At 51.5% G+C, this 5,922-nt stretch carries 7 protein-coding genes, 5 tRNA genes and 1 rRNA gene; 11 read left to right on the top strand and 2 right to left on the bottom strand.

The features are described 5' to 3' along the window. Window positions 1-188 precede the first annotated feature (188 nt). The 6 genes from rrf to RTK01_RS15585 all read left to right on the top strand — a co-directional run bounded on the left by rrf (window position 189) and on the right by RTK01_RS15585 (window position 879). Window positions 189-304: ribosomal RNA gene (rrf, locus tag RTK01_RS15610) — 5S ribosomal RNA — on the top strand. 37 nt (window positions 305-341) lie between these two features. Then, a tRNA-Asn gene (locus tag RTK01_RS15605) sits at window positions 342-417 on the top strand. A gap of 51 nt (window positions 418-468) precedes the next feature. Continuing rightward, window positions 469-545, top strand: a tRNA-Ile gene (locus RTK01_RS15600). A 38-nt stretch (window positions 546-583) separates the two neighbouring features. Beyond that, window positions 584-659, top strand: a tRNA-Trp gene (locus RTK01_RS15595). Between the two features lie 61 nt (window positions 660-720). Beyond that, window positions 721-797: transfer RNA gene (locus tag RTK01_RS15590), tRNA-Asp, on the top strand. Between the two features lie 6 nt (window positions 798-803). Further along, window positions 804-879 (top strand) — tRNA-Thr (locus tag RTK01_RS15585). A gap of 135 nt (window positions 880-1,014) precedes the next feature. Here the strand turns inward: RTK01_RS15585 and RTK01_RS15580 are convergent. Together RTK01_RS15580 and RTK01_RS15575 are read right to left on the bottom strand one after the other, a co-directional pair. After that, entirely contained in the window at window positions 1,015-2,199 is a 1,185-nt protein-coding gene (locus tag RTK01_RS15580) for a tyrosine-type recombinase/integrase (protein ID WP_312281857.1), read from the bottom strand. Window positions 2,200-2,581: 382 nt separating this feature from the next. Next, complete coding sequence (locus RTK01_RS15575; protein WP_312281856.1) at window positions 2,582-3,052, bottom strand: helix-turn-helix transcriptional regulator; 471 nt, start codon at window positions 3,050-3,052, stop codon at window positions 2,582-2,584. 138 nt (window positions 3,053-3,190) lie between these two features. Here RTK01_RS15575 and RTK01_RS15570 point away from each other — a divergent pair, with 138 nt between their 5' ends. From RTK01_RS15570 to RTK01_RS15555, 5 genes are all read left to right on the top strand, one after another. Beyond that, window positions 3,191-3,397, top strand: a complete 207-nt coding sequence (locus RTK01_RS15570; protein WP_312281855.1) for a helix-turn-helix transcriptional regulator — start codon at window positions 3,191-3,193, stop codon at window positions 3,395-3,397. Between the two features lies 1 nt (window position 3,398). Next, complete coding sequence (locus RTK01_RS15565; protein WP_312281854.1) at window positions 3,399-3,584, top strand: hypothetical protein; 186 nt, start codon at window positions 3,399-3,401, stop codon at window positions 3,582-3,584. A 115-nt stretch (window positions 3,585-3,699) separates the two neighbouring features. Continuing rightward, window positions 3,700-3,885: a DUF6291 domain-containing protein gene (locus tag RTK01_RS16900; protein ID WP_397353053.1), complete on the top strand. Its 186-nt coding sequence runs from the start codon at window positions 3,700-3,702 to the stop codon at window positions 3,883-3,885. Beyond that, on the top strand, window positions 3,813-4,265 hold the full coding sequence (locus RTK01_RS15560) for a hypothetical protein (RefSeq protein WP_312281853.1): 453 nt from the start codon (window positions 3,813-3,815) through the stop codon (window positions 4,263-4,265). The genes RTK01_RS16900 and RTK01_RS15560 overlap by 73 nt, the downstream gene beginning before the upstream one ends. Next, window positions 4,249-5,562 carry a DnaB-like helicase C-terminal domain-containing protein gene (locus RTK01_RS15555; protein ID WP_312281852.1) on the top strand — a complete coding sequence of 438 codons (1,314 nt, stop codon included), beginning with the start codon at window positions 4,249-4,251 and terminating at the stop codon, window positions 5,560-5,562. The genes RTK01_RS15560 and RTK01_RS15555 overlap by 17 nt, the downstream gene beginning before the upstream one ends. Window positions 5,563-5,922 lie beyond the last annotated feature (360 nt).

Genomic DNA, 5,922 nt, shown 5'->3' with positions numbered 1-5,922 from the left:
CCCGCAGGCCATTTATAATGTAGCTTGTTCTCCGGTCAACCGGATAACATATAGGACGCATTCGCGTCCACATCTCCTACGCATCTCCATCGCGGCGAATACTGTTCGGCGCGAAGAGGAGACACAACGAAGCGGTGTGAGCTTTAACCGAAGGTTGAAGTGAGCAGAGCACAGTTTGTGTCGACGAAGTTGGTGCTGATTAGAGCGAGGGTCCACCCGTTCCCATTCCGAACACGGTAGTTAAGCTCGCTTCTGCCCACAATACTTGGCTGGCAACGGCCCGGGAAGACAGGTAGCGCCAACACAAAACTCTGATTTTTTTAAGTCAGAGTTTTGCACATTCCTCCTTAGCTCAGTTGGTAGAGCACGCGGCTGTTAACCGCGTTGTCGTTGGTTCGAGTCCAACAGGGGGAGCCAAAAGAGTGTATTGCCGCCACATGGTGGCGGCAATATTTCTCTCATCAGGTCGGGCCTTTAGCTCAGTTGGTTAGAGCAGTCGGCTCATAACCGATCGGTCCCGGGTTCGAGTCCCCGAAGGCCCACCAATTATGGTCATCGCCTGTTGGGGATCTACAAGCGAAATAGGGGTATAGCTCAGTTGGTAGAGCAGCGGTCTCCAAAACCGCGTGCCGAGGGTTCAAGTCCTTCTGCCCCTGCCATAAAAGTCTTTACAACAATAGTTGTATGTGATATAGTTTACGCATTGTTGCGCCACCATATGGCCCGGTAGTTCAGTTGGTTAGAACGCTAGCCTGTCACGCTAGAGGTCGACGGTTCGAGCCCGTTCCGGGTCGCCATAAAATGCTGCTATAGCTCAGCTGGTAGAGCGCATCCTTGGTAAGGATGAGGTCCCCGGTCCGAATCCGGGTAGCAGCTCCATAGCAATCCTTAGAGCCACAACGGCTCTAAGGATTTTCTGTTTTTTGTAAGCTTTTTATTGTTCTGAAAAACCAACACAAAAACCAACACGGGGTGCAAAAATTAGCCGGACAGGATAATTCCTGCCCGGTATTTTTATATCTTTTCGATGGCATCCCGAAATATTTGGCTGGCCCGCTTTATGCTGTCCTGGTCGGCGTGAGTGTACATCCGTAGCGTGACGGCCTTGTCACTGTGTCCCAGCTTTTCCGATACGCTGGCGATGTCAGCGCCGTTCGTGATCGCAACGCTGGCGAAGCTGTGGCGGAGCTTGTGAGGGTGAAGGCCGGGAATACCATACCGCTCTGAAAACTTCTTCAGGTAGCGCGTGGGGCTCTGTGGATGCATTGGTTCGGGACTCCCGTCCTGAGTGAAAACATAGGCACTGATTGCCCGGTCCGCCTGTTCACTACGCAGCGTCCGCAAGATGGACATTACAGCGGGATCAACGTCAACCACGCGGGGCTTTCCATTCTTTGGGGTGTCAAGGTAAATCCCCTTCTGTGGTGTATAGCAGAGATTCCCGGTGACGGTGATGGTGTTGATCTGAAAATCAACGTCTTTCCATTTAAGGCCACAACACTCACCGCGCCTAATACCTGTGTCCATCAGCAGCCGGACCAGCGCTTGCCACTTTAGAGGCTCTTGCTCCAGGCATTGCAGAATATGCCGCAGCTCATCAATACTGCAAGCCTCAACGGGGGCCTGCGTCTCGTCCTTTCGAGGCTTGGGACGCTCTACCTTGTCCATTGGATTGCGAGTGATAGCGTCAGCCATATAGGCCATTTTAAAAAGGCTGTGGAGAATAGTATAGCACTTGATAACTGTGGCGTGCGCTTTTTTCTCTGCTTGGATGGACAGCAGCAGGGCGGAGATATTGGCCGGCGTGATGTCCGGCATTTTGAGATCCCCTAGAGCCGGGTAAATACTCCGGCCAAGGTAGCCTTGAAAGTTAGAACGAGTGTTCTCGCTGATTGTAACGGCCTTGGTGGGCATGAACACGGTCTCCCCGTATTGGCGGAGGGTCAGCACCTTCGCGGCCTCCTGCGCCGCGCAAACAGCCTTGCTCTTCTGTTCCTTGCGGGACATCACTTCACCGGCGTTGCAGCGGCGCTCAAAGTCTGCGGCCACGGTGGTAAGCTCCCTGTCTATAGCCCTCTGGCTCCATCCTTCTGGGGCATACCAACGAGAGGTCAAAGCGGACTTGTCACGGCCACGGCGCACAATGATTTCATAAAAAATGCGACCCTCTTTAGTCTCCCTTTTTCTGGTTGATGGCACTTAATCACCTCCGCGCCTCGGGCTTTGACCTGGGGCGTTTTTTACGTCTCCTCAAAATTGAGGAGACCCCACCATGTGGGTTTAAAATTGATGCCGCCAAAAGTGGCGATATCTCGTGGCTGAAAATTCAGCCGTGAAACCGAAACCTACTGAGCCCAAAATTGCGCTGAGTGAGATCAGTGCTCAAAATTGAGCCCACCTAACCGCTGGAAAATTAGCGGTTAAATTATTTCTTCTGGTCAAGAGCGGATCAGGTAGGTCTGTCCAATTTTGGACCGATCAGTTTTGAGGAGTTCTTTTGTATTGAGGGAGACTGAATCATAGCCCCGAATTTTCGGGGTTACTGCTATAAAGTTATGAGTGGTTTTTTCAGGTGAGACGCTTATTCGGGCTGTGCTGAGTCCTTCTCTTTTTGATATTTGGGGATCACCGTTAGTTCTTCTACGCGCTTTACGGCCTCCTGTCGGCCCATAAGATTAAGCTGGGTAAATGCCACGTTGAGACGCTGGACATCGATTTGCGTGAATACCACATTTTCAATAGTACCAATGTACGCATACGGACGAACAAGACCCATCTCCTCTTCTGGTCCTTTTCGAAAATGCGCATTCCCGTCCTTATCGAAGAAAGTGAACACCGGACTTCCGTCCTCTGGGCTTGCCGCTTTACCGAGCAAATAATCTTCTGTAGTCCTAAAGTAGGCTGCAAGTTTTTTTAATGTTTCTACCTTAGGTGTTGTTTTTTGCCTTTTCCACATATAAACTGTGGATTTATTTAATTCGAGGTCTTCCGCAACCTTGGCAGGAGTAACACCAGCCGATTGACATAATTTATAGAATCTGTCGTAAAACACAATAGTGGCCCCCTGTTTTTGTGAAATTCGTAGAATATTAGAAATCTGTCTTGAATCAATCAGAAATCTGTGATACATTCATATCAGAAATCTGATACTTGCATAATATCATACATCACAAGGAGGCGCAAGACCCAAATGAACATTAGCAGATCTAAGCTATCTCTTGCAATGCTTAACGCTGGTATCGACACATCAAAGCAATTAGCAAAAATTTCTGGAATTTCTGTAAACACTATTTCCCGCATTAACAACGGCAATGCTGCAAATGTGCCTACCGTACGTCGGTTAGCATCTGCATTAAGATGCTATCCTTCTGATCTTATTCGGGAGGAGGCGAATTAACATGGCGACCAATACAGCCCCATTTCAGAAGATTGGTGAAGCCTGCAAGACCACCGGCCTTTCTCAATACTTTCTGCGGAGGGGATGCAAAGAAGGAACGGTCCCCCATATCAATAGCGGCGGGGTGTACTACATCAATGTACCGGCGCTACTCCGCAAGCTGGGAGCGGAGGGGGCGGGCAGTTGACCGTAGGTAATTTCATAAGTGGTGGTTACCGGCGTTTTAGTCTGGAGGAGAAGGTAAGGGGCAGCTATGGCACAAGCGACAAGGTTTTGTAGTTTACCACGATTGGAGGCCCGCCATAGAGGCTTTAGAACCTGCGCAAGCCGGAGCGCTATTGATGGCCTTATTGGACTATTCTGAGTTCGGAACGATCCCGGAACTGAAAGGAGCGCCTATGGTGGCGTTCGGTTTTTGCAAGCCAAAAATAGACAGGGATGGACAAAAATTTGTTCAAAAATGCGAACAAAATGTTCAAAAGCCTTGAAGCGCTGGCATGGTGAGGCATGCCACGGCATGACCGATAGTGCCATTGAATGCAACAGCATGCCGCAGGATGCCAACGTATACCAAACATGCCAACTAAAACTAAAACTCAAACGTAAAAAAGAAAGTATAAAGAAAAAGGCGGGCATGCCGCCACACCCCCGTTTTGTTCCTCCGACAGTGGAGGAGGTTTCTGCGTACTGCACGGAAAAGGGCTATCACGTCGAGCCGGACCGCTTTGTTGATTTCTATACGGCCAACGGCTGGAAACAGGGCAGGGGAAAACCAATCGTTGACTGGAGGGCGGCGGTCCGGACTTGGGAGCGGCGGGAGAAACCAGTATATCCGCCAGCGGGTGGAGGATATGGCGATGTTGTGTGACGTGACGCAGTGGCTTACATACCGCCCCGAGATGATGGACCCGGCGTTGCCATCCGGCCTTTGGTTCTGCTCTGACCTGCTGGATGTGCAGGCGGTGGAAATCAACGCGGTCTGTCTCGGCCTTGGGTGCGGATGGGAGGATTTAAAGCACTGCCGGGAGTTTCTTTCACAGTTCAAGCTGATCTTCATCCCTGTTGCCGAGGAGGTCCGCAGGAATGGAATTATTCAGCAACTGGAGGTCTACGCCCCCAGCACCCCCATACTCACGCCCGGTGACGGCGCTTTTCACGGCTGCGGCTCCATACACGAGCTGCGCGACAAGGGGGGCTTAAAGGCTGTTGACGGGCTTTTATATGGCGCAAAAGAGAAACCTGCACAGGGGCTAATATCTCTGGCCGATGTAGAGCGAACCGATATGAGCAACATTCCCAGCGTGCTTTCCGGGTTCCCTGAGCTGGACCGCTCGATTGGTGGGCTCTACGCCGGGGAGGTTTCGGTCTGGACCGGGCGGCGCGGTGAAGGGAAGAGTACCCTGCTGGGCCAACTGCTGGTGGAATCCATCAATCAGGGGTTCCCGATGTGTGCGTACTCCGGGGAGTTACCGGCGTGGCGGTTTAAGCAATGGGTGTCCCTCCAGGCGGCGGGGCCTGACAATGTGACCGCAAAGACGGATACATACTCCGGCAAGCCGTTTTATTCTGTCTCCCCGTTTATTCAGAGCCAGATTGACGAGTGGTGGAAAGATAGGTTTTTCCTGTATGACAATCAGGCTGGAAGTGACGGAAGGCAAATACTCAGGATTTTTCAGTATGCCTGCCGCCGGTACGGGTGCTGTATGTTTCTGGTGGATAATTTGATGACCGCCCGCCTGAGTGGCGGCAACGACGCAGATTACTACCGAGCCCAGTCTGAATTTACAGGTGAGTTGGTGGAGTTTGCGAAAAAGAACGAGTGCCATTGTCATCTAGTGGCCCATCCCCGGAAGGGCGATAAAAGCAGCCGCCTTGAGGCTGACGACGTGGGCGGTTCTGGTGACGTGACCAACCGGGCGGACAATGTGTTTTCGCTGAAGCGGTTGTCGGAAGCGGAAGCAGAGCGGAACGGGTTCCATTCCGTGCTATCAGTTCTGAAGAATAGGGCCTATGGCAGCACAATTTCGGTTGGTCTTGATTTTGACGAAGCAAGCCGCCGTTTTTACAAATTCGGCACGGGGAACCCGCACAAGAAGTTGAACTGGGAGTACAGCAGTCAGCAGGAAATACGGGAGGTGCAGCGCGACGGAACAGAACCCTTTTGACCAGCAGATAGAATCTTATCTGCAAAGCATTATACCGGTGCGTGGAAAGCGTAAGCGTTGGAAACAGTACAATGCTTGCAAGTCTCAGATTCTACCCCAGTTCCCACCGGAAATGCACGACCTTGTGATCAGGCGTCTGGTCAAGAGACTACGGATTTAAAATATCCATTTTGGAAAGGAGGAGGGACATGTTTTACCTGAAGGCGGTGAGAGGCATTTGAGCTACTACCGCACGTGTCCCCATTGTGGGGCCAATTTAGATCCCGGCGAACAATGCGATTGTCCGGGCAAAGAAAAATCCGCCCCCGGAGTCACTACCTCCGAGAGCGGTAAGGGTGGTCACAAAGAGCCACATCTAAC

It is taken from the genome of Oscillibacter sp. (assembly GCF_031978065.1).
GTDB lineage: Bacteria > Bacillota > Clostridia > Oscillospirales > Oscillospiraceae > Oscillibacter.
This window is presented reverse-complemented; position numbering and strand designations above follow the sequence as displayed.

Excerpts from the sequence above, each read along its gene's own strand:
- RTK01_RS15570 (WP_312281855.1), top strand. The coding sequence starts at position 3,191 with ATGAACATTAGCAGATCTAAGCTATCTCTTGCAATGCTTAACGCTGGT.
- RTK01_RS15555 (WP_312281852.1), top strand. The coding sequence starts at position 4,249 with ATGGCGATGTTGTGTGACGTGACGCAGTGGCTTACATACCGCCCCGAG.
- RTK01_RS15565 (WP_312281854.1), top strand. The coding sequence starts at position 3,399 with ATGGCGACCAATACAGCCCCATTTCAGAAGATTGGTGAAGCCTGCAAG.